This window comes from Eubacterium sp. AF17-7 (genome assembly GCF_003461285.1).
In the GTDB taxonomy this organism is placed as follows: domain Bacteria; phylum Bacillota; class Clostridia; order Lachnospirales; family Lachnospiraceae; genus Eubacterium_U; species Eubacterium_U album.
In genome coordinates this window covers 20,248-41,055 of record NZ_QTWU01000003.1, presented here as the reverse complement: position 1 = coordinate 41,055, position 20,808 = coordinate 20,248, and the positions used below count along the sequence as shown (strand labels likewise).

Genomic DNA, 20,808 nt, shown 5'->3' with positions numbered 1-20,808 from the left:
GTTTACCTTCCTCTTAAGTTATAAAAATCCATAAACGTTATACATTATATTATAATTTGCGACAAATAACAACATATAAATAAGTACATAAGAGTAACAAATTTGTGAATTGTTTTTAAAAATGTCCTGATTTTTTAATTAAAATTTAACAATCAGGGTGTAACATTTGAATGTGCCAAAAAAGATATGTAAAAAATGTATTGTATGTTTGACAAAAGATACTAATAAAATTATACTTGTATAAGATTTTAGAATAGGAGATTTCTATGAAACAATCAAACTTTGAAAGAAAATTCAGCAGATACGCAATTAGCAATTTATCCCTATATTTAGTAATCGGATATGCCATAGGTTATGCAATTTATTATTTGTTCCCGGATTTATATGAATATATTACATTTGATCCATATTTAATATTACATGGACAGATTTGGAGAATTGTAACATGGGTAGTTACAATGCCTGAGACATTAGGACTGTTTACTATAATTATGCTTTTCTTTTATTATTCAGTAGGAAACAATCTTGAATATACATGGGGAAAGTATCGATATAACGTATACATTTTTTCAGGAATGCTATTTACGATTATAGGTGCATTTCTTTTATATGCAATTTTAATAATAATGTGTAACACAACAGGTGAATATGAGACAGTGTTAAATGCAGTTGGCATGAGCTATAGTGGCACAAGTGTAACGGATTTAGCAGTAATATACAGAGGCATTGGTATGGGAATAGGTAATTTTGTAAGTACCTATTATATTAATATGTCAATTTTCCTTGCATTTGCAGCTACTTATCCTGATGCTGAGGTATTGCTTTATTTCATAATTCCTATAAAGGTAAAATGGTTAGGAGTATTATATGGAGCATTCATTTTTGTAGAAATACTTCAAGGCTCATGGGTAACAAGAATGATGGTAATTACATCGTTACTTAATTTTATGATTTTCTTCTTTCAAACAAGAAATAAATTATCACCATATCAGATAAAACGAAAAAGAGAATATCGAAAGAATATACGTCAGGCTACACAGCCTAAATATGAAAATGGTGCTAAGCATAAATGTGCAATCTGTGGAAGAACAGAATTAGATGATCCTAATTTGACTTTCAGATATTGCTCAAAATGTAGTGGAAATAAAGAGTACTGTCAGGACCATTTATTTACACATACACATTGTTAATTGAAAATGGAGGAATAAAATATATATGGCTCAAAAAGAATTTGAAAGAGGAGCGGGAATATTGATGCATATTAGCAGCCTTCCGTCACCTTATGGAATAGGTTCTTTTGGAAAGGATGCATATGAATTTGTCGACAGACTAGTTGGTGCAAGACAAAAATATTGGCAGGTTTTGCCTCTTGGAACAACAAGTTATGGAGATAGCCCATACGCTTCTTTTTCTGCGTTTGCAGGTAATCCTTATTTTATTGATTTGGATACTCTAATTGAAGAAGGCCTGATTACAAAAGAATATGTAGATAGTTTTAGATGGAACATTGAAGAACAGTATGTTGACTATGGTTTGATATATAATTCCAGATTTATTGTTTTAAAAGAAGCTTATAAGAATAGTAATCACAAGGCATTGAAAGAATATAAAGAATTTGTTAAAGAAAATGATTTTTGGATTGATGATTACTGCTTGTATTGTGTATGCAAAAATGATGCTGAGTCGACTTCGTGGCAGGATTGGGAAGAGGATATAAGATTCAGAAAGCAGGAAGCGTTAGATAAAAAGATAGAAGAATTTTCAGATGAACTGGATTTCTATAGGTTTTTACAGTTTAAATTCTTCGAACAATGGTTTAAACTAAAAGAGTATGCCAACGAAAAAGGAATTGAAATAATAGGAGACATACCAATTTATGTCGCTATGGATTCAGCAGATGTATGGTCTCATCCTGAAATTTTTCAACTGGATGAAAATCTGGAGGCAAAAAAGGTTGCAGGAGTTCCACCTGATGCTTTTTCTGATTTGGGCCAGAGATGGGGAAATCCATTATATGATTGGAATAAGTTAGAAAAAGATGATTTTTCATGGTGGAGAAAAAGAATGGAACACTCTGCGAAACTATACGATATAGTTAGAATTGATCATTTTATTGGAATGACAAAATATTATACGATTCCGGCAGAGGATGAGGATGCCAGAAATGGAAAATGGGAAAAAGGTCCGGGAATGAAACTTATAAAAGCTATATCGCAAGCAATAGGAGACAAGAAAATTATTGCTGAAGATTTAGGCGTAAAAATACCTGAAGTAGTGGAAGTACTTGAAAAAAGTGGATTCCCGGGAATGAAGGTTTTGGAGTTTGCATTTGATGGAGACAGAAAGAATGAACATTTACCATATTTTTGGACAAAAAATACTGTGGCTTATGGTGGAACTCATGATAATGATACATTAATGGGATATTTTACTGGTCTGCAATATTGGGAGCTTGGTTACATAAGAGAATTTTTAGAATGTAGACATGGCTCGATTGAAGATATTGTGGATAAATTATTTACATGCGCCTATGCCAGCGTGGCGAATGTTGTAATATTCCAAATGCAGGATGTTTTAAAAGTTGGCAATATTGGCAGAATGAATCTGCCATCATCAATGGGAACTAACTGGCGTTGGAGAATGACCAAAAACCAGTTTGGTGATAAAGAAGTTGAGAGACTTAGATATTTAACCGATATATACGGCAGATAATTATTAGGAGGACTGAAAAAATGGAAAAGAAACCGTTTGTAACACTTGAACAACTTAAGGAAATTGAAAAGACTTATCCTACGCCATATCATATTTATGATGAAAAGGGTTTTATGGAGAATGCAAGAAAAGTTAATGAAGCATTTTCATGGAATAAGGGATTTAGAGAATATTTTGCTGTTAAAGCTGAACCAAATCCATTTATCATAAAGAAGTTAAAAGAAGTCGGATGTGGTGTTGACTGTTCATCATATACAGAACTTATGATTGCTGACAAATTAGGGTTTAGAGACGATGAGATTATGTTCTCTTCAAATGAAACACCTGAAGGTGAATTTGGATACTGCGCAAAGCTTGGTGGAATTATTAATCTTGATGATATTACAATGATTGATTTCATGGAAAAAGAAGCAGGCATTCCTGAAACTGTAAGTTGCAGATATAATCCGGGTGGAGTTTTTGAAGCATGTAACGGAATTATGGATAATCCGGGAGATGCTAAATATGGAATGACTCACGAACAGATTATTGAAGCTTACAAGATTTTAAAAGAAAAAGGCGTAAAGAATTTTGGAATTCATGCATTTTTAGCTAGTAATACAGTTACAAATGAATATTATCCAAGACTTGCCAAGACAATCTTTGAGCTTGCAGTTGAATTAAAAGAAAAGACAGGAGCACACATTAAATTCATCAATTTATCAGGTGGTGTTGGAATACCTTACAGACCGGATCAGGAACCAAATGATATTATGGTTATTGGCGAGGGAGTAAGAAAAGTATATGAAGAGGTGCTTACACCTGCAGGAATGGATGATGTAGCTATTTATACTGAAATGGGAAGATTCATGATGGGACCATACGGTGCACTTGTAACAAAGGCTGTACATGAAAAGCATATTTACAAAGAATATATTGGCGTAGATGCATGTGCTGCTAACTTGATGAGACCTGCAATGTATGGAGCTTACCATCATATTACTGTTATGGGTAAGGAAAATGAACCTTGCGACCATACATATGATATTGTTGGTTCATTATGCGAAAATAATGACAAATTTGCAGTAGACAGAAAATTGCCAAAGATTGATATGGGAGATTTCCTTGTAATTCATGATTCAGGAGCTCATGGATTCTCAATGGGATATAATTATAACGGAAGACTTCGTTCTGCAGAATTATTGTTACAGGAAGATGGAAGCGTAAAATTAATTCGTAGAGCAGAAACTCCAAAAGATTATTTTGCTACATTTGATTTCTGTGACATAATGAAATAGTCATGGAGGAAAATATGAGACAGATAATTAATGAGATTTCTAAGGGTAAAAATATAGATGATAATCTAAAAAAATATGCAGATGGATTTAGTGAAATAAATAATAAATTTGCATATATCAGACTTGCGCTTAACTACTATACTTTTTTGCAGATGCAGCAGGATGAAAATGATGTAATAAGTTCTGATATTGTCTTAGAATTAAATAAGATGAATGAAGTTATTGCAGACATGAGTGAAGAAGATATAAGTGTAGTTGAGGATATGCGTAATAACATCATTAGAAAAATGCAGGCCTTAACATATTATGTAGATAAGTATAATGTATACGAATTTGCGTACAACAGAGTTGAATATAAATATCACGATTATGATATGCCGGCAAATTATAGTGATGAAGAATTTACAAGAAAAATAATGAAATATATATTCGATGATGAAGACGCGACAATAATTAACAGTAAAATATGTGAAATTATAGGTCAGCTTCCAATCAGAATGACTAAATCAAAGTTTTTTGAATATGTAAATTCGGGATTAGATGTATATAATCAGGGCGAAAAGAGTAGTTTAGATGATTTTGTTTATAGAATAAGAACAAGTGCTATTTTAGAAGAAAAGGAAGATTACAAACTTTTATATCCGGAAATTCATGATACATTTGAAGAATTAGATAAATATGATTTGAAGAATATAACAGAAGATGAAGTTAATGAATTTTCTGAAAAATTATCAGAGTTAACAGCTTATATTGATGATAATGTGTCTGCAAATATGATGATGCAGGAATTGATTAATGATGTTTTGCTTGTGCTATATACATCAGAGAGTCAGGAAAATGATGACATTACAGCAATATGTAGCGAAGTTGTCAGTGAAACTAATTTGATGTTTACAGGAAAATTTGCTCATAAGACAAATGAAGAATTAGAGGCGATGTTTGTTAAATTAGAAGGCAAACAGGAAGAACTTTATCACAATATAATGAATTACGATATTGTTGACCAGATATTAGATAAGAATAAAGATGACATTATCAGAAATAATCTTGAAAAAACATATGAAAAGGTATCAAGACTTCCTCTGTTAAATTCAGACAGTTTATTTGTGGAATTTGACAAAAAACAGGATAAGGATAAGGTAAATGAAGAATATTTAGAAAAGGTAAAGGAAAATCTGTACAAAGAATTTGTCGACAAATTCGCTAATAGTCAGAGGCTGATAAAGAAGTCAATAATGTCTGCAACATTGAGTGAATTACCTGTATTTTTCAACAATATAAGTGAATTACAGGATTTCGTATACAATTGTTTACATGGATGTACTGATATGGCAGAAAAAAAGGGATGCTTAGAAATCATTTCATCGATGATTGTATAAATAGGAGGTGCATATGAAATGGTGCGATGATTTGTATATAGGACATGAAGCGATGGACGATAAGGATAATATTGTCTCTAAAATAAAAGAAGGAAAAATGCAGTTTAATATTTATGTATTGGCTGCACCCTTCAATGATACGGATGTCCTTGACATTTATCCGTCATATGTGCTCTTACAAAAGAGATATCTTAATTCGGAACTTATGATTTATGGTATAGCTAAAGGCAAGGAAGAAGCTTATGATATGACCCAGTTGATTATTATGGATTGTTTCCGCGCAACAGGGCAATTTAAACTGAAAGAATATATGAAAAATAATCATAGTTTCACTTGATTGCAGCAGAAGGAGCAAAATGTTACATATTTTATTAATTTTATTAAAAATAATAGGAATTATTCTGCTGGCGAGTCTTGCTTTAGTTGCGCTGTTGTTTATTTTACCGGCATCATATAAGATTGAAGGAATAAAAAATAAAGAGCAAAGTTATTTAAGAATTCATGGAGGATGGCTTTTTCATCTTCTCCATTTTAATATGGAATATAGTGAAGAATTGAAGTATTCATTGAGAATTTTGGGATTTAAAATTTATAGTGATGATAATGATGAAAATGCAGATGATTCTTATGAAACATTTGAAAATGACGAAAAATATGAAAAACGTGGCAGAACAGAAGATAATGATAAAAATATGAATTCTGTGGAGAGTGATGATTTCATAAAAGCCGGACAAGAGTTTAAGGGTGATAACATTGAGGGAAAAGCTTTGGCAAACAGTCAGAAAAATTTAGATAAAGAAAATGTAGATGAACGTCAGTCTTATATTAACAAAGAAGAATCATCAACCGATGAAGAAAATAGTGATTTAGACTATAAAGTAAAGCAGTTAATAGATTTTGTTAAAAATATATGGTTTAAATGTAGAAAACTATTTGGTAAAATAAAACATAAGGTTCGAAGCACAAAACACAAATTTAAAAATAATCAAAAAAAATTTAAATATTTAATAGATTATTTAAAGAGTGAAGAAGTAAAAACTGCATATAACTATATTAAAAGTAAGACAAAGCAGATTGTAAAGTTACTTAAACCTAAAAAAATAAGAGGAAAACTTGAGTTTGGATTTGACAGCCCGGACAAGACGGGAAAGATGCTTGGAGTTATTGCAGTTGTATGTACTGCGTTAAAGCTTAATATGGATAATTTTCAAATAGAACCTGATTTTGAAAACAAGAAATTTAACGGAATAATCAGAGCGTGGGGACATTTTTCTATAGGAGTTGTAGGTGTTTATATTTTACAGATTTATATGAAAGATGAAGTGCATGCCGTTATTGATAAGTTTAGTTGACAGGAGGTATTTATATGTCAGAAGATAGAAAAGCCACAGATGATTTACTAAGAGCAATGGAAAAATTTATTACTACAAAATCTGTTGTAGGTGAAGCAATAACTGTTGGAGATACAATTATTCTTCCTATGGCTGATGTTTCTTTTGGAATGGGTGTTGGTACTTTTTCAAAAGACACAAGTGCAGGTGGAGGAGTTGGTGGAAAGATAACACCAAGTGCCGTATTGGTTATAAAAGATGGTTCTTCAAAACTTATCAGTATAAATGACCAGGATGGGTTCTCGAGAATCATTGATATGGTTCCTGATATTGTTAATAAATTTACAAGTAAAAATGATGATGCAGATACATTTGATGAAGAGTAAATGAAAATTAAGAATTATTACAATTGATTTTTAGAAATAAATTAATAAAAATGGCTTGTTTATAGGTTATTTTTATTAATTTTTTTCATATAATATCTATATAAAAACACTAGGAATTAAAATGGGAAAAGTTTGTGGATTTGCTTTATTTTGGGTCGCGCTTGGAATGACTATAGCGTTAATAATAAGTAGCACTTTTTTAGTGGTCTGCTTAATAATTATGTGCCTGATTTTAGGGTATAATCTTTTTTGCTCATGCAAATAAAATACAGAAAGGTAAATGAACAATGAACATAGCAGATTTATTTGAAGAAGGAAAAACAATATTTTCTTTTGAGGTATTTCCACCAAAGAAAGAAAGTGGAATAGAAACGGTATATGACACAATAGAAAAACTTACGGATTTGAAACCTGATTTTATTAGTGTTACTTATGGAGCAGGTGGAAGTGGAGTGACAAATCCTATAACAAAGGATATTTGCTCAAAAATTAAGAATGAATATAAATTAGAAACAATAGCTCATTTGTCATGTATTAATAACACAAAGGATGAAATAGATAAGATTCTTGAAGAATTAAAAAAAGAGGGAATAGACAATATTTTAGCCTTAAGAGGTGACAGAGTTGAAGGCTTAGAACCTAAAAAAGATTTTACATATGCATCAGATTTAACAAAATATATTATGGACAAGGGTGGATTCCATGTTTCAGGAGCATGTTATCCTGAAGTACATATGGAAGCAAAAGATGCAGTTGATGATATAAAGAACTTAAAGAAAAAAGTGGATGCAGGAGCAGACCATTTGATTTCTCAGTTGTTTTTTGATAATAGAGTATTCTACGATTTTCTGGAAAGAGCTAGAATTGCAGATATTAATGTACCGATTGAAGCCGGAATTATGCCTGTAACAAGTAAGAGCCAGATTGAAAGAATGGTTACAATGTGTGGAGCAAGTATTCCTGCATCATTATCAAGAATAATGCAGAGATATGAATCAAATCCGGAAGCTTTAAGAGATGCAGGAATTGCATATGCGATTAATCAGATTATTGATTTGGCAGCTAATGGAGTTGATGGTGTACATATTTATACAATGAACAATCCTTATGTAGCAAGAAAAATTACAGAAGGAGTTGAAAGTGTGGTTAAGCACAACAGATAAGGAATAAAATGAGAGATAAAGACATAATACTTGACTATGTAAATGTAAATGAAGCTTTAAGATATTTAGGATATGGGGATAATAAACCTGACAATAATACAAAAAAAATATTGGATATATGTAGTGAAGAATTGCTAAAGGTTATACAGCCTAAATATGTTTATAGAGTATTTGATTTAAATGAAGATTATTCTATAGATGGTGTGGATTTTGAATTAAAAGGAGAGGCAATAAAAAATCATCTTAAAGGATGTGAAAAAATTGCCATGATGTGTGTTACTTTATCTTCAGGAGTAGACTCTTTGATTAGAAGAAAGCAGATAGGAGATATGGCACAGGCGGCTATAATAGATAGCATGGCTTCAGCTGCAGTGGAACAGGTATGTGACAAGGTTGAAGAAATTATAAAAAATGAATTTCCTCATTATGAATATACATGGAGATTTGGTGTTGGATATGATGATTTTCCGTTAGAATTGCAACAACAGTTTTTAAATGTTGTAAATGCATCAAAACAGATAGGCGTATGTGTTAATGATAGTTTTATGCTAACACCTACAAAATCGGTTACATGTATAATTGGTATGGGACATAATCTTAATACATCAAACAAAAAAAGCTGTGAAAACTGCAGCTTCAAAGAAAAATGCCAATATAGGAAGGCGGGAAAGAACTGTGGACGTTAAAGAATTATTGAAAAAAGGATATATTGTTTTAGACGGAGCTATGGGAACAATGCTTCAGAAAAAAGGAATGAAGATGGGAGTGGTTCCTGAAACTTTGGGAATTACAAAGCCGGAATGGATTATTGATATTCATAAACAATATATTGAAGCCGGTTCGGATATTGTTTATGCAAATACATTTGGCGCAAACAGATATAAGTTAAAGGGTACAGGATATTCAACAGAAGAAATAATAAAAAAGGCAATTGAAAACGGTAGAAAAGCATGTGAAGGAAGCGAAAGCTTCGTTGCACTTGATATAGGACCTATAGGACAACTTCTTGAACCAACAGGAAGTTTAAGCTTTGAAGAAGCATATGATATTTTTAAAGAAGAAATTCTTGCCGGAAAAGATGCAGATGTAATTGTAATTGAAACAATGACTGATTTGTTAGAAACAAAAGCAGCAGTCTTGGCAGCTAAAGAAAATTCAAACTTACCGGTGTTTGTTACAATGACATTTGAAGAAAATAAAAGAACTTTCACAGGATGTTCAGTCTCAGCAATGGTACTTACAATTGTGGGACTTGGGGTTGATGCAATTGGTGTAAACTGTTCTCTTGGGCCTGACCAGTTAGCACCAATAGTAGAAGAAATAGGAAAATGGTCAGATATTCCGGTAATTGTAAAGGCTAATGCAGGTTTGCCTGACCCTGTTACAAATGAATATGATGTAACACCTGAGCAGTTTGTTGAAGATTATAAACAGATGCTAAAATTTGGTGCTAGAATATTTGGCGGATGTTGTGGTACAAATCCTGAGTATATTCGTGCCGTTAAAGCAATGCTTGTAGAAGCACAGAAGAATAATGAATTTGAATCAAACAGACAGGAAAGACAACTTGCAATATGTTCTCCAATTAATACTGTAGTAGTTAATCAGCCAAGAATTATCGGTGAAAGAATCAATCCTACAGGTAAAAAGCGTTTTAAACAAGCGTTAGTTGAAAAAGATATGGACTATATTTTAGGACAGGCAACTGAACAGATAGAAGCCGGAGCTGAAATATTAGATGTAAATGTTGGTCATCCTGAAATCGATGAAAAAGAAATGATGATTAAGACTGTAAAAGAACTTCAAAGCATTGTTTCAGTTCCACTTCAGATCGATTCAACAAAACCGGAAGTTATTGAGGCGGCTTTGCGAGTTTATAATGGTAAGGCAATTGTAAACTCGGTAAATGGCGAAGATAAGGTGTTAGACACGATTCTACCTATAGTTAAGAAGTACGGTGCTGCAGTTATCGGACTTGCATTGGATGAAAATGGTATTCCTGCTGATTATAAAGGACGAGTAGAGATAGCAAAGAAAATTTTAAATAAAGCGTTAAGCTATGGAATACCAAAAGAAGACATTATTATAGACTGTTTGGTTTTAACTGTTTCAGCAGAACAGAAAGCTGCAGGAGAAACTTTAAAGGCATTAAATATTGTTAAAAATGAATTAGGATTAAGAACTGTTTTGGGTGTATCGAACATTTCATTTGGTTTACCAAACAGAGAATTAGTAAATAAGACATTTTTGACAATGGCACTTACAAATGGACTTGATTTGCCTATTATGAATCCGAATGTTCCGTCAATGGTATGGGCTGTAAGAACTTATAAGGTGCTTGCAGATATAGATAAAAATTCAATGGAATTTATTTCCCATGCGGATGAATATACAGAAGTGGTAGGAAACAGCAAGGCACAGGGTAAAGCTGTGACGGCAGAAGGTGCTGATGCAAATGATGGAAAGAATAGTAAATTGTTAAAAGCCATGGAACAGGGACTTAAAAGTGAAGGCGCAGAACTGACAAGAGCTTATCTTGAAAATAAAGATGCTATGGAAATAATTAATGATATGCTTATTCCGGCATTAGATGTTGTTGGTGATAAATTTGAAAAGGGAAAAATATTCCTTCCACAGCTAATTATGGCGGCTGATGTTGCTAAGGTATGCTTTGATGAAGTTAAGAACTACATGTCAGCAAAAGGTGGTCAGTCTGAACAAAAAGGCAAGATTGTTATTGCTACGGTAAAAGGTGATATTCATGATATCGGAAAAAATATTGTGAAAGTAATTCTTGAAAACTATGGTTATAATGTAATTGACCTTGGAAGAGACGTGGACCCTATGAAGGTAGTAGAAGCTGTAAAGGAAAATGATGTAAAACTCGTAGGTTTATCAGCACTTATGACTACGACATTAGGTTCAATGGAAGATACTATTAATCTTTTGAAGGAAAATAATCTTGACTGTAAAATAATGGTAGGCGGTGCAGTGCTTACTGAAGATTACGCAATGAAAATCGGTGCCGATTATTATGCAAAGGATGCAAAACGAAGTGCAGATATTGCTAAAGAAGTTTTAGGTTAGAGAATATAAAAATAGCGGTGGTAATAGATGGAAATCTGACCACCGTTTTATTATTGTGCTACTCCAATTCTTGACATAGAGTTAAGTTTGGATATTTTAAATATAAAAATAAAAAAGAACCAACAGTGTTGGTTCTTTTTTATTAAGCACGTTCAACCTTACCTGATCTTAAGCAAGAAGTACAAACGTACATTTTCTTTGCGCCTCCGTTAACTTTAACTTTAACAGATTTGATATTTGATTTCCACATTTTATTTGAACGTCTATGAGAATGGCTCACAGCGTTACCAAAATGAGCACCCTTATCGCAAATTTCACATTTAGCCATAATAGCACCTCCTTACACAAAACAATTAGGTCAAATTAACGTAATTGACCTGACACAAAGAGCATTCTAACAGAAAATATTGCAATTTGCAACAGTTTTTTGTATAAATATAAAAATAAATTCAACAAATTACCTATTTAAATAAGAAACAGTTCAGCCAAAAGCTCGAATCCGCAGATAAATCTGCTACTTCTCGCTTATTTGGCTCACCAAATGCCACCATACCATTAGGCCCAATAGCCTGCGAGCAGTCTTTGAACCTAATGGTATAGTGGCGCTTGGCTGAACTGTTGATAAAATCTGCTTTTATTTTTTTAGAAAAGAATGTATAATATAGTAAGCTATGTATAAAAATGATTTTGAGATATACAGGAGGTATATATATGAAAGGAAAGATGAATACTGATTTAGGTCAGGTTTTAATTAGCCCTGAAGTAATCGCTAAATATGCCGGAACAACAGCATGTGAATGTTTTGGTATTGTTGGTATGGCAATGGTAAGTGTAAAAGACGGTCTTGTTAAATTATTAAAGAGAGACAGCTTATCAAAAGGAATAAATGTTACAATTGATGAAAATAATGAGATTTCAATAGAATTCCATGTTATTATCGCTTATGGTGTTAATATTTCTACAATAGCTGAGAATATTATTTCTAGTGTTAAGTATAAAGTAGAAGCTTATACAGGAATGACAGTTAAGAAAATTAATATATATGTTGAAGGAGTTAGAGTAATAGACTAACTAATTACTCAAGGAGGAAATTATTTTGGTTAATAAGATTGATGCTAGTATGTTTCAAAAAATGTTCTTAGCAGGAGCAAAAAATCTTGAAGCAAAGAAAGAATGGATTAATGAATTAAATGTATTCCCTGTACCGGATGGAGATACAGGTACAAATATGACATTAACAATTATGTCAGCAGCTAAAGAAGTAGGCGGAATTGAAAATCCTGATATGAAAGTAATTGCTAAAGCAATATCATCAGGTTCCTTAAGAGGAGCCAGAGGTAATTCAGGTGTTATCCTTTCCCAGTTATTCAGAGGATTCACAAAGGAAATTAAGACATGTGAAGAAATTGATGCAATGGTTTTAGCAAAAGCCTGCAATAGAGCGGTTGAAACAGCATACAAAGCAGTTATGAAACCTAAAGAAGGTACAATCCTTACAGTTGCAAAAGGAATGGCAGATAAAGCAGCACAAGTAGCTGAAACAGAAGAAGATTTAACAGTAATGATTGATGAAATCATTAAACATGGTGATGATGTACTTAATCAGACACCTGAAATGCTTCCTGTTTTAAAACAGGCCGGAGTTGTTGATTCAGGTGGACAGGGATTAATGCAGGTTGTAAAGGGTGCTTACGATGCATTCCTTGGAAAAGAAATAGACCTTACAATAGAAGATGCAGCTAAACCGGTTGACAAGTCTAAATTAGAAGTTACAGATAATTTTGATATTAAATATGGATACTGCACTGAATTTATTATTAATTTAGATAAAGAAATGCCTATTGAAACAGAAAAAGAATTTAAAGCATATCTTGAATCTATAGGTGATTCTATTGTAGTTGTTGCTGATGATGAAGTAGTAAAGGTTCATGTTCATACTAATGATCCGGGACTTGCTATTCAGAAAGCTCTTACATTTGGATCTCTTTCAAAGATGAAGATTGATAATATGAGAGAAGAGCATCAGGAAAGATTAATTAAAGATGCTGAGAAAGTAGCAGCTCAACAGGAAGAAGAAAAAAAGAATGAGCCTAGAAAAGACTATGGATTTGTAGCAATTTCTGTAGGTGAAGGCTTAGATGAAATATTTAAGGGATTAGGAGTTGACTATATTATTTCAGGTGGTCAGACAATGAATCCAAGCACAGAAGATATTTTAGAGGCAGTTGATAAGATAAATGCCGATACAATATTTGTTCTTCCTAATAACAAGAATATTATTCTTGCAGCACAGCAGGCTGAAAGTTTAGTTGAAGATAAAAAGCTTGTTGTAATTCCATCAAAGACAGTTCCTCAGGGAATTGCAGCTATGATTGGATTTGTACAAGAATCTTCAGTAGAAGAAAACAAGGAATCAATGATTGAAAACATGTCATATATAAAGACAGGACAGTCAACTTACGCAGTAAGAGACACAGTTATTGATGATAAGGAAATTCATGAAGGAAATATTATGGGTATAGGTGATGACGGAATCCTTTCAGTAGGTGAAGATATTGCTGATACAACAGTTGATATGATTCGTGAAATGGTTGATGAAGAATCAGAAATTGTCAGCCTTTACTATGGTAGCGATGTGACAGAAGACGATGCAAATGAATTAGCAAAAAAAGTTGAAAAAGCACTTCCGGACGTAGAAGTAGAAGTTTATCCGGGTGGACAGCCAATTTACTATTATATAGCATCAGTGGAATAGGCTTGGAGGAATACGTATGGAAGAAACATTTGTAGAATATATTGTTAAAACAAAAACATCACTTTCAGCAATTGGAATTAGAATAGGATGCATATTTATTGTTATATGTTGCTTTTTACTTACAGCAGTTCTTGGAATTTTAGGTGTAACATTAGGTGTACTGGCCATTTATCTCACATATATGGCTTTTCAGATGACAAGTGTAGAATATGAATATTCAATACTTAACAGTGAAATTTCTGTTGATAAAATAATGGGACAGAGAAAAAGAAAAAAAGTTGCTGAATTTGATATGAAAAATGCAGAAATAATGGCAGATGCAGACAGTGAAGAAATTCTTCGCCGTGTTAATAATGAAATGAAGGTTCTTGATTATTCATCAAGAGAAGCCGGAAAATTAAAATATGCTGTTATTTTCAACGAAGCAAATGGGATTACGGAAATGATTTTTGAACCAAATGAAAAAATGGTTGAAGCATTACACAAAATAAGACCAAGCATAGTTAGAATTGCAAACAGATAGTTAAATATTTACATTCCTTTATGGAAAGTAATTTATTGACAATAAAAAGAAATTTTGTTAGTGTTAGTTCTAATAACTAAAAACAAAAAAGATAAAGAGAAAGAGAGGAATATTCCAATGGGAAAAATTATTGGTGAAGGAATTACTTTTGATGACGTTTTGTTAGTACCACAGTACTCACAGGTTACACCTAATATGGTTGACTTAACAACACACTTAACAAAGTCTATCAAGTTAAACATTCCAATGATGAGTGCCGGAATGGACACAGTAACAGAACACAGAATGGCTATCGCCATGGCAAGACAGGGTGGTATAGGTATTATCCACAAAAATATGTCAATCCAGGAGCAGGCGGATGAAGTAGACAAAGTAAAACGTTCTGAAAACGGTGTTATTACAGATCCTTTCTATTTGACTCCAGAACATACATTAAAAGATGCTAACGATTTAATGGCAAAATTCAGAATTTCAGGTGTTCCTATTGTTGTAGGAAAGAAATTAGTTGGTATTATTACTAACCGTGATTTAAAATTTGAAACAGATGGTTCTAAGTTGATTAAAGATTCAATGACATCTGAAGGATTGATTACAGCTAAAGAGGGAATTACACTTGAAGAAGCTAAAGCAATTTTAGCTAAGGCAAGAAAAGAAAAACTTCCAATCGTAGATGACGATTTCAATTTAAAGGGATTAATTACAATAAAGGATATTGAAAAACAGATTAAATACCCATTATCAGCAAAGGATGAACAGGGAAGACTTCTTTGTGGTGCTGCAGTTGGTATTACAACAAATGTACTTGAAAGAGTAGATGCTTTAGTAAAGGCTAAAGTTGACGTTATTGTAATTGATTCAGCTCATGGTCATTCACAGAACATTTTTAATACTTTAAAATTAATTAAAGATAAATATCCTGATTTACAGGTAATAGCAGGTAATGTTGCAACAGGAGCTGCTACAAAGGATTTAATCGAAGCAGGAGCAGATGCAGTAAAGGTCGGTATTGGACCTGGATCAATTTGTACAACAAGAGTTGTTGCAGGTATTGGTGTACCACAGATTACAGCTATTATGGATTGTTACGAAGTAGCTAAAGAATATGGAGTACCTATTATTGCAGATGGTGGAATCAAGTTTTCAGGTGACATTGTAAAAGCAATCGCTGCAGGTGGAAATGTTTGTATGATGGGTTCAATGTTTGCAGGTTGTGATGAAGCACCTGGTACATTTGAATTATTCCAGGGAAGAAAATACAAAGTATACAGAGGTATGGGTTCAATTGCTGCTATGGAAAATGGTAGTAAAGACAGATACTTCCAGACAGATGCTAAGAAACTTGTTCCAGAAGGTGTTGAAGGACGTGTTGCTTACAGAGGAACATTGGAAGATACAATATTCCAGTTAATGGGTGGTCTTAGATCAGGTATGGGATATTGTGGAGCTAAGGACATTGAAACATTAAAAGAAACAGGACAGTTTGTTAAAATTTCAGCAGCTTCATTAAAGGAAAGTCATCCACATGACATCCATATCACAAAAGAAGCTCCAAACTATAGTACAGAAGTTTAATATTTACTTAATATAGTTTGAAATAATTGTGAATTATAAAATTTTACTATGTAAAATCATAATAATATGTTAAAATTAAAAGGACTTTTGCGGAATGTAGAAGTCCTTTTATATTATGCAGAGGTGTCATTATACTTAATTTTTGTTTAGAAAATGATAAAGGTGTAAATGAGTTGAAAAATAACGGTTACTAAATGAAGCGGTTTAGTGATTGCTTATAAAATTGACACGTGTATAAAATTTGAATTATATGAGGAGAAAGTAATGAAAGTATTAAAGAAGATTTGGGTTCCGGTCTTAATTGCGATTATATTAATTGCATTTGGTGGGGCAGTATATTATCAAAAGGCAGTAGTTCCTAAAAAGGAAATTGATAAAAAAGCAGGAATTACATCCGGTAAATTAGATGATTATATTACATTAGGAGAATATAAAGGTTTATCATGTGAAGTTACACAAGATGATATCGATGAATCAATAAAAGAAGAAACACAGACATATACAGAAGTTGACAGAGAAGCAAAAGAAGGCGATTGCGTTGAAATTACATATACAGGTTATGTAGACGGAGAAAAGGACAAGAATATCAGCCAGAGTAATTGTGAATTATATGTTGGACAGGAAGAAAGCCTTTATGCAGAATTTACAAATGCAGTTGTTGGACATAAGGCAGGAGATAAAGTAGAATATCAGGCAAAAGATACAGATGACATAAATTATGTTGCGGAAAAAGATTCTGATTACACGGGCAAAAACGTTAAGTTTACGCTTAAACTTGTATCTGTAAGCGAAGAAGAAACAGAAGATGTAACAGATAAATGGGTAAAGGATAATTATAATGAAGATTATGGAATCTCAACAGTAAAAGAATTCTATAAATGGAATGAGGATTATGTTCTTGAAAACAAAAAGAGTGATTTATGGCAGAGTGCAGTTGATAATGCGACAATGAATGGATATCCTCAGGAAATGTATGATAGTGTAAAAGAAGAATTTGATTCGGATGCAGCATATTATGCAGACTCTTATGGAATTACAGTTGATGAATATTTGTATGATTTCTCAGGATATACAGAAGAAAGCTTACAGGAAGAATATTTAAATGAAGTAAAATCTAATCTTGTAATGTGGAAAATTGTTGAAAAAGAAAATTTGACAGCTTCATCATCTGAAATCGAAGATAAATACGAAGAATTATATGCTGATTGCGGATATGATAATGTTGAAGAGATGAAGAAAGATTATACTGATAAAGAAATTGAAGAAGCAGTGTTACTTGATAAAGCTATGGATGTTGTGTACGATAATGCAAATATAACAAAATCTTATAGCTTGCCAAAATAAAAATAAAACTGTAATAAGTTTACAAGTTTTATTATTGAAATACAGGAAAGTTGTTAAATAAAATTGATTTATAAGTCAGTAATGAAAAAATAAATAAGACAATAAAGATAGATAGAACAGATAATATGAACGATGTAATTTTGCAAGTGTTATTTGTTCTATTTTTTGTCTAGAGTAAGAACAACTGAATGCGATGAATTATTCAGTTACACAAGACCTGATGGAACATCCTACTTTACAGCGTTTAAACAGGCAGGAATTGATGATTGACAAGAAGAGCAGAGAATTTGGCAGAGGATTATGATACTCCTGCAGAAGTAGTGAATGCGTGGATGAAATCTCCTACGCATAAGGCAAATATTATGAATGGAGAATTTGAGTATATAGGAATTGGATGTGTTAAAGTTGGGGAACATATATATTGGACACAGGAATTCTTAACAAGATAATGAAGAACAGAAAATATACGGCGTTTTATAAAAAATAAATACAAAATAAATTATAGCATTTGAAGTTGACAAAGCAACTTTAAATGCTATAATTGTGTTTGAATAAAGAAAACGTTGACGAGACGAGTAGATTAGCAGGAGGGCTACAGAGAGAAGCACTAAGGCTGGAAGTGCTTTGCGGATGGCTAATTGAAAACTACCTCTGAGTGACCCCAATCAGGTCCGGTGATTCCGTTATAATCGCAATGAGAGGCCTATGTAAAATAGACAATCAGGGTGGAACCGCGAGATATTCGTCCCTGCTTACTAATTGTAAGCAGGGCTTTTTTATTGTATTAATGAGTCTGGCTTACAAGAAATAATTATCAGATGTGTAAAGGAGAAAGTGAAAATGAAGATTACTTTAAAAGATGGCTCAGTAAGAGAGTATTCAGAACCAATGACAGTAAACGACATCGCATTTGACATTTCAGGCGGGCTTGGAAGAGCAGCATGTGCAGGAGAAATTGATGGCGAAGTTGTAGATTTAAGAACAACAGTAGACAAAGATTGTAATTTAAATATTTTAACATTTAAAGATGAAGCTGGAAAAGCTGCATACAGACACACTACATCACATGTTCTTGCAGAAGCAATTAAGAATTTGTATCCGGATGTAAAATTGGCTATTGGACCTTCTGTTGATAATGGATTCTATTATGATTTTGACAGCGAACCATTTTCAAGGGAAGATTTAGATAAAATTGAAGCTGAGATGAAAAAAATCATTAAGAAAGGTGCCAAACTTGAAAGATTTACACTTCCAAGAGAAGATGCAATCAAGTATATGGAAGACAGAAATGAGCCATATAAGGTAGAACTTATTAAAGATTTGCCGGAAGATTCAATTATATCTTTCTATAGTCAGGGTGAATTTGTTGATTTATGTGCAGGACCACATTTGATGTCAACAAAGTCAATTAAAGCATTTAAATTGACATCTTCATCAATGGCATACTGGAGAGGTGATTCTAATAAAGCAAGACTTCAGAGAATTTACGGAACAGCATTTGACAGCAAAGATGATTTAAAAGCTTATTTAGATGAACTTGAAGAAGCAAAGAACAGAGACCATAATAAACTTGGTAGGGAAATGGAACTTTTTACAACTGTAGATGTAATCGGACAGGGACTTCCATTACTTATGCCAAAGGGACAGAAGATGGTTCAGAAATTACAAAGATGGATTGAGGACCTTGAAGATAATGAATGGGGTTATGTACGTACAAAGACTCCATTAATGGCAAAGAGTGATTTGTATAAAATTTCAGGACACTGGGATCATTACAAAGAAGGAATGTTTGTATTAGGCGATGAAGAAAAAGATAAAGAAGTATTTGCACTTCGCCCAATGACATGTCCATTCCAATACTATGTATACAAAGCAAGCCAGAAGAGTTATAGAGATTTGCCATGCAGATATGGTGAAACATCTACACTTTTTAGAAATGAAGATTCAGGTGAAATGCATGGACTTACAAGAGTTCGTCAGTTTACAATTTCAGAAGGTCATCTTATTGTAAGACCTGACCAGATGGTTAAAGAATTTAAGGATTGTATAGCATTAGCTCAGTACTGTTTACAGACTTTAGGATTAGAAGAAGATGTAACATATCATCTTTCAAAATGGGATCCTGAAAATAAAGAAAAATATATCGGAGAACCTGAAGTATGGAATGAAACAGAACAGGATATTAGAAATGTTTTAAATGAATTAAATATCCCATTTGTAGAAGATGTTGGTGAAGCAGCGTTTTACGGACCAAAGGTAGATATCAATGCAAAGAATGTATATGGAAAAGAAGATACAATGATTACAATTCAGTGGGATGCTTTATTAGCTGAACAGTTTGATATGTATTACATTGATGAAAATGGAGATAAGGTAAGACCATATATCATCCATAGAACATCTATCGGATGCTATGAAAGAACACTTGCATGGTTAATTGAAAAATATGCAGGCAAGTTTCCAACATGGTTATGTCCTGAACAGGTAAGAGTTTTACCAATTTCAGATAAATATGTTGACTATGCAGAAAAAGTAGCTGCAGAACTCAAGAAAAACGGAATTGATGTTACTGTTGATGGAAGATCAGAAAAGATTGGATATAAGATTAGAGAAGCACGTTTAGACAAACTTCCTTATATGCTTGTTGTAGGACAACAGGAAGAGGCTGATGGAACAGTATCTGTAAGAAGCAGATTTGCAGGTGATGAAGGAATTAAGAAATTAGATGAATTTATTGATGCAATTTGCAAAGAAATCAGAACAAAAGAAATCAGAAAAGAAATTCCATTAGAAGAGAGAAAATAATACTGATTTAAAAATTTTGTTTATTAAATAAAATGCATAAAAAAAGAACAATTGAAGAAAATAAGCATATCGGAAAATTTCCGAAATATATAATTGGAGGACGAAGATATGCCTATTTTAAATTGTTCAGTTCAAAATTGCTATTATAACAAAGAAAAGAAGTGCTGTCTTGATGGAATAAGAGTGGAAGGAAGCACAGCAGATACTGTTAACTCAACAGCCTGTGGAAGTTTTAAGGAACAGGGTGAAGGAAGCTATACAAGTGATTGTCATTGTGGAATGTCACCGGAAACAAAATTACAGGTGCAGTGCGAAGCAGTTAAATGTACATTTAATGGTGATAAAAAATGTTGCGCAGATCGTATAGGAATTGAAGGTAATGGTGCAAAGCATTATACTGAAACAGCCTGTGGAACATTTAAGCCTGAATAAAATGTAAAATGATAAATTAAAAAAGGTATTTCAAAATAGTGA

The 20,808-nt window shown here is 32.7% G+C and carries 19 protein-coding genes; 18 read left to right on the top strand and 1 reads right to left on the bottom strand.

The window, feature by feature from the left end; translation table 11 throughout:
- The first annotated feature begins 266 nt into the window (after positions 1-266).
- The 10 genes from DWW96_RS05225 to DWW96_RS05180 all read left to right on the top strand — a co-directional run bounded on the left by DWW96_RS05225 (position 267) and on the right by DWW96_RS05180 (position 11,335).
- Entirely contained in the window at positions 267-1,190 is a 924-nt protein-coding gene (locus DWW96_RS05225) for a hypothetical protein (RefSeq protein ID WP_117909551.1), read from the top strand.
- 25 nt (positions 1,191-1,215) lie between these two features.
- Positions 1,216-2,712: a 4-alpha-glucanotransferase gene (gene malQ, locus DWW96_RS05220; protein ID WP_117909549.1), complete on the top strand. Its 1,497-nt coding sequence runs from the start codon at positions 1,216-1,218 to the stop codon at positions 2,710-2,712.
- Positions 2,713-2,732: 20 nt separating this feature from the next.
- The gene (locus DWW96_RS05215) at positions 2,733-3,989 is read left to right on the top strand and encodes a diaminopimelate decarboxylase (protein WP_117909548.1); all 1,257 of its coding nucleotides are present in this window, start codon (positions 2,733-2,735) and stop codon (positions 3,987-3,989) included.
- Positions 3,990-4,003: 14 nt separating this feature from the next.
- Positions 4,004-5,368 (top strand): hypothetical protein, encoded by a 1,365-nt coding sequence (locus DWW96_RS05210; RefSeq protein WP_117909546.1) that lies wholly within the window; start codon positions 4,004-4,006, stop codon positions 5,366-5,368.
- A gap of 13 nt (positions 5,369-5,381) precedes the next feature.
- Entirely contained in the window at positions 5,382-5,705 is a 324-nt protein-coding gene (locus DWW96_RS05205; RefSeq protein WP_117909544.1) for a hypothetical protein, read from the top strand.
- A gap of 19 nt (positions 5,706-5,724) precedes the next feature.
- A complete protein-coding gene (locus DWW96_RS05200; RefSeq protein WP_117909542.1) occupies positions 5,725-6,720 on the top strand; it encodes a DUF2953 domain-containing protein in 996 nt (331 codons plus the stop codon).
- A gap of 14 nt (positions 6,721-6,734) precedes the next feature.
- Positions 6,735-7,085 carry a GerW family sporulation protein gene (locus tag DWW96_RS05195; protein WP_022089825.1) on the top strand — a complete coding sequence of 117 codons (351 nt, stop codon included), beginning with the start codon at positions 6,735-6,737 and terminating at the stop codon, positions 7,083-7,085.
- 287 nt (positions 7,086-7,372) lie between these two features.
- On the top strand, positions 7,373-8,248 hold the full coding sequence (gene metF, locus DWW96_RS05190; RefSeq protein ID WP_117909540.1) for a methylenetetrahydrofolate reductase [NAD(P)H]: 876 nt from the start codon (positions 7,373-7,375) through the stop codon (positions 8,246-8,248).
- Positions 8,249-8,256: 8 nt separating this feature from the next.
- Positions 8,257-8,934, top strand: a complete 678-nt coding sequence (locus tag DWW96_RS05185; RefSeq protein ID WP_117909538.1) for a vitamin B12 dependent-methionine synthase activation domain-containing protein — start codon at positions 8,257-8,259, stop codon at positions 8,932-8,934.
- Positions 8,924-11,335: a homocysteine S-methyltransferase family protein gene (locus DWW96_RS05180; RefSeq protein ID WP_117909536.1), complete on the top strand. Its 2,412-nt coding sequence runs from the start codon at positions 8,924-8,926 to the stop codon at positions 11,333-11,335. The genes DWW96_RS05185 and DWW96_RS05180 overlap by 11 nt, the downstream gene beginning before the upstream one ends.
- A 142-nt stretch (positions 11,336-11,477) precedes the next feature.
- Here DWW96_RS05180 and rpmB read toward each other — a convergent pair whose 3' ends face one another.
- A complete protein-coding gene (gene rpmB, locus DWW96_RS05175) occupies positions 11,478-11,663 on the bottom strand; it encodes a 50S ribosomal protein L28 (RefSeq protein ID WP_022089829.1) in 186 nt (61 codons plus the stop codon).
- A gap of 383 nt (positions 11,664-12,046) precedes the next feature.
- Here rpmB and DWW96_RS05170 point away from each other — a divergent pair, with 383 nt between their 5' ends.
- The 8 genes from DWW96_RS05170 (at position 12,047) to DWW96_RS05135 (ending at position 20,766) form a co-directional block, all read left to right on the top strand.
- On the top strand, positions 12,047-12,406 hold the full coding sequence (locus DWW96_RS05170; RefSeq protein WP_022089830.1) for an Asp23/Gls24 family envelope stress response protein: 360 nt from the start codon (positions 12,047-12,049) through the stop codon (positions 12,404-12,406).
- Positions 12,407-12,428: 22 nt separating this feature from the next.
- Positions 12,429-14,090 carry a DAK2 domain-containing protein gene (locus DWW96_RS05165; RefSeq protein WP_336306544.1) on the top strand — a complete coding sequence of 554 codons (1,662 nt, stop codon included), beginning with the start codon at positions 12,429-12,431 and terminating at the stop codon, positions 14,088-14,090.
- Between the two features lie 16 nt (positions 14,091-14,106).
- Positions 14,107-14,613: a DUF6106 family protein gene (locus tag DWW96_RS05160; protein WP_022089832.1), complete on the top strand. Its 507-nt coding sequence runs from the start codon at positions 14,107-14,109 to the stop codon at positions 14,611-14,613.
- Between the two features lie 117 nt (positions 14,614-14,730).
- The gene (gene guaB, locus DWW96_RS05155; RefSeq protein WP_117909534.1) at positions 14,731-16,185 is read left to right on the top strand and encodes an IMP dehydrogenase; all 1,455 of its coding nucleotides are present in this window, start codon (positions 14,731-14,733) and stop codon (positions 16,183-16,185) included.
- A 264-nt stretch (positions 16,186-16,449) separates the two neighbouring features.
- Entirely contained in the window at positions 16,450-17,529 is a 1,080-nt protein-coding gene (locus DWW96_RS05150; RefSeq protein WP_117909533.1) for an FKBP-type peptidyl-prolyl cis-trans isomerase, read from the top strand.
- Between the two features lie 266 nt (positions 17,530-17,795).
- On the top strand, positions 17,796-17,978 hold the full coding sequence (locus tag DWW96_RS05145) for a CAP domain-containing protein (protein WP_117909531.1): 183 nt from the start codon (positions 17,796-17,798) through the stop codon (positions 17,976-17,978).
- Positions 17,979-18,369: 391 nt separating this feature from the next.
- Positions 18,370-20,334 carry a threonine--tRNA ligase gene (gene thrS, locus DWW96_RS05140; RefSeq protein ID WP_022089836.1) on the top strand — a complete coding sequence of 655 codons (1,965 nt, stop codon included), beginning with the start codon at positions 18,370-18,372 and terminating at the stop codon, positions 20,332-20,334.
- 108 nt (positions 20,335-20,442) lie between these two features.
- Positions 20,443-20,766: a DUF1540 domain-containing protein gene (locus tag DWW96_RS05135; RefSeq protein WP_117909529.1), complete on the top strand. Its 324-nt coding sequence runs from the start codon at positions 20,443-20,445 to the stop codon at positions 20,764-20,766.
- The last annotated feature ends 42 nt before the right edge of the window (positions 20,767-20,808 follow it).

Bases quoted from the DNA above. Each gene is read 5' to 3' on its own strand.
- DWW96_RS05225 (WP_117909551.1), top strand. From the start codon at position 267: ATGAAACAATCAAACTTTGAAAGAAAATTCAGCAGATACGCAATTAGC.
- malQ (WP_117909549.1), top strand. From the start codon at position 1,216: ATGGCTCAAAAAGAATTTGAAAGAGGAGCGGGAATATTGATGCATATT.
- DWW96_RS05215 (WP_117909548.1), top strand. From the start codon at position 2,733: ATGGAAAAGAAACCGTTTGTAACACTTGAACAACTTAAGGAAATTGAA.
- DWW96_RS05210 (WP_117909546.1), top strand. From the start codon at position 4,004: ATGAGACAGATAATTAATGAGATTTCTAAGGGTAAAAATATAGATGAT.
- DWW96_RS05205 (WP_117909544.1), top strand. From the start codon at position 5,382: ATGAAATGGTGCGATGATTTGTATATAGGACATGAAGCGATGGACGAT.
- DWW96_RS05200 (WP_117909542.1), top strand. From the start codon at position 5,725: ATGTTACATATTTTATTAATTTTATTAAAAATAATAGGAATTATTCTG.
- DWW96_RS05195 (WP_022089825.1), top strand. From the start codon at position 6,735: ATGTCAGAAGATAGAAAAGCCACAGATGATTTACTAAGAGCAATGGAA.
- metF (WP_117909540.1), top strand. From the start codon at position 7,373: ATGAACATAGCAGATTTATTTGAAGAAGGAAAAACAATATTTTCTTTT.
- DWW96_RS05185 (WP_117909538.1), top strand. From the start codon at position 8,257: ATGAGAGATAAAGACATAATACTTGACTATGTAAATGTAAATGAAGCT.
- rpmB (WP_022089829.1), bottom strand. From the start codon at position 11,663: ATGGCTAAATGTGAAATTTGCGATAAGGGTGCTCATTTTGGTAACGCT.
- DWW96_RS05170 (WP_022089830.1), top strand. From the start codon at position 12,047: ATGAAAGGAAAGATGAATACTGATTTAGGTCAGGTTTTAATTAGCCCT.
- DWW96_RS05160 (WP_022089832.1), top strand. From the start codon at position 14,107: ATGGAAGAAACATTTGTAGAATATATTGTTAAAACAAAAACATCACTT.
- guaB (WP_117909534.1), top strand. From the start codon at position 14,731: ATGGGAAAAATTATTGGTGAAGGAATTACTTTTGATGACGTTTTGTTA.
- DWW96_RS05150 (WP_117909533.1), top strand. From the start codon at position 16,450: ATGAAAGTATTAAAGAAGATTTGGGTTCCGGTCTTAATTGCGATTATA.
- thrS (WP_022089836.1), top strand. From the start codon at position 18,370: ATGAAGATTACTTTAAAAGATGGCTCAGTAAGAGAGTATTCAGAACCA.
- DWW96_RS05135 (WP_117909529.1), top strand. From the start codon at position 20,443: ATGCCTATTTTAAATTGTTCAGTTCAAAATTGCTATTATAACAAAGAA.